4 protein-coding genes are annotated in these 2312 nt (G+C 39.3%); all 4 read left to right on the top strand.

What is annotated here, in order from left to right:
* Positions 1-739: multicopper oxidase domain-containing protein (locus NI464_RS15665; RefSeq protein ID WP_253139507.1), on the top strand; the 739-nt coding region annotated here is incomplete at its 5' end.
* Positions 726-1064, top strand: a complete 339-nt coding sequence (locus NI464_RS15660; RefSeq protein WP_004897649.1) for a hypothetical protein — start codon at positions 726-728, stop codon at positions 1062-1064. The genes NI464_RS15665 and NI464_RS15660, both read left to right, overlap by 14 nt.
* Complete coding sequence (locus NI464_RS15655) at positions 1051-1995, top strand: copper resistance protein B (RefSeq protein WP_004668309.1); 945 nt, start codon at positions 1051-1053, stop codon at positions 1993-1995. Before NI464_RS15660 ends, NI464_RS15655 begins: the two co-directional genes overlap by 14 nt.
* Before the next feature lie 179 nt (positions 1996-2174).
* The coding region (locus NI464_RS15650; RefSeq protein ID WP_253139509.1) for a type II toxin-antitoxin system RelB/DinJ family antitoxin at positions 2175-2312 on the top strand (138 nt) is incomplete at its 3' end.

The following is a 2312-nucleotide window of genomic DNA, read 5'->3' as shown; positions in this document are numbered from 1 at the left end:
TATGCAAGGCATGGATCACTCGAAAATGGATCATTCAAAAATGAACCATGGCGATATGCAAGGCATGGATCACTCGAAAATGGATCATTCAAAAATGAACCATGGCGATATGCAAGGCATGGATCACTCGAAAATGGATCATTCACAGCATGGCACAGCAAAACCACAAGAAAATGATCAAGTGGTTTATGGTTGGGCAAATGCATCTACACCTGCGGGCAATAAAGCCTTGCAATATAGTGATTTAAAATCTTTAGAACCGCAAAAAGATACTCGTGAAGCTAGCAGTGAATTAGTAGTGCGTTTGGGCGGTACTATGGAGCGTTATATTTGGACGATTAACGGTAAAAAATTCAGCGATGCTGAGCCATTAAAAGTGAAGTATGGCGAGCGTATCCGTATCAAATTTATTAATGACAGTATGATGGCGCACCCCATGCATTTACATGGCATGTTTATGCAGTTGGAGAATGGTCAAGAGTCGGTAGATATGCCGAATAAACACACATTGATTGTACCACCGGGTAAAACAGTGACTGCTTTATTAACTGCGGATGAGTTGGGCGAATGGGCAATCCATTGTCATTTGTTGTATCACATGAGTGCAGGAATGATGAACAAGTTGATCGTGGCAAATGTTAGCGATGAACAAGTGTCTACAACGCCAATTCAAGGTACAAATTCGACTCAAACTCACCAAGTAACTGAGCAAAAAGGAGCTGGACATGCACATCACTAATTTTGTATTTAAAGCGTTTTTTTCTGTTGCGGTATTGAGTTTAACAAGCTTAAGTTTGGCGCACGAAGGGCATCATTCAACTGCTCAGACTGATGGAAAAAATGTACCATCAATGAATCATCAAGCGATGTCTGAGATGGATCATTCACAGCATTCTCCACAAGAGCATGCACAACACATGCAGATGATGGGGAAAATGAATCATGCTGCACATTCAGCACCGATGAACCATCAACATGCAGGTCATCAGCCAATGCATCACAAATCAACAGAGAAACAGCAAGATCAAAAAGTACAGAAAGGAGATCAACATGCGCACCATTAATCTTTTTTCTAAAACTGTTTTAGCAAGCTCTTTGTTGATGGTCAGTGCAGTGAGTTTGGCACATAATGGTGAAGATCATAGTGCGCCTGAAAAAATGACAGTTGCTACATCTTCTAGTCAAAATCAGCCGATGCAAATGGATCGCTCTCAAATGAACCATAGCCAAATGAATCAGGCACAACATCAGGCAACATCTACGGTTAATCATTTACATCATGTACCAGATGCGAATGCTCAGCAGAGTTCGCATTATGATCATCGCTCAGAACACGGTGCGCAAATTTATGCGATTACGACAGTGGACAATAAGTGGCTTGTCAATGAAGATGGCACAGGTGATTTAAAGTCAGAGTTTGAAACCCGTATTGGCACAGATGAAAATAAGGTTTTTATTAAAATTCATGCCGATAAAGAAGAATCGCATGATGCACATTATGATGCCAAACTTTTATATAGCCGTATGATTTCAGACTTTTGGGATGCACAGATTGGTGCACGTTATCGTAGTGAAAAAGTTGAACTCAATGATCATCGCAAAGACACCGAAGAAAATGTTGATGCGGTGATTGGCTTACATGGTATGGCGCCATATTTCTTTGAAACTGATGCTTATCTCTATGCGGGAGAAGACAATTATGCGGGCTTTAGCCTAGAAACGGAACGTGATTTTCTGATTACGCAAAAGTTGATTATTCAACCTTATTTAGAGTTGGATGCTATCTTTAGTGATGACTCTAAATATGCGAAAAAAACTGGTTTAAGCAGTGCAACCGCAGGGTTTGAAACTCGCTATGAAATCAGTAAAAAGATCATGCCGTATATCGACATTGCCTATGAGTATTCAAAAGGTAATGATGAAACGTCGTGGCAAATAGAATCAAACTCTGAGAAAGGTTGGTTATATGGAGCTGGTGTTAGATTTAGATTTTAATTAATTTAATGATTACTAAATAGCTTTATTTAAATAAAACTCTAGCTTAATGTGGCCGGAAGCAAAATGTTAACTTATTTTGCTTCCTTCCATTTAACATAATGGCTGTTATGCGAAGTCGACTTGTAATGCAATTTGCATTACAATATTCCTAGTACATTAAATACTTGGGAAATATGATGGCTACTGTTAACTTCAGGATCGATGAAGCCCTTAAAGAAAAATCTTATTCAATCCTTAAAGAGCAAGGTATTGCACCTACGGATTTCTTCACTAGTATTCTTGAGTATGTTGCTACGACTGGGAAACTGCCTGTC

Source organism: Acinetobacter lwoffii (genome assembly GCF_024129685.1).
Lineage (GTDB): Bacteria > Pseudomonadota > Gammaproteobacteria > Pseudomonadales > Moraxellaceae > Acinetobacter > Acinetobacter lwoffii_X.
The sequence above is the reverse complement of the archived record's forward strand: the minus strand, read 5'-3'. Positions and strand labels throughout refer to the sequence as shown.

What these genes read in the sequence shown, in the direction of transcription:
- NI464_RS15660 (WP_004897649.1), top strand. Translation starts at nt 726, where the DNA reads ATGCACATCACTAATTTTGTATTTAAAGCGTTTTTTTCTGTTGCGGTA.
- NI464_RS15655 (WP_004668309.1), top strand. Translation starts at nt 1,051, where the DNA reads ATGCGCACCATTAATCTTTTTTCTAAAACTGTTTTAGCAAGCTCTTTG.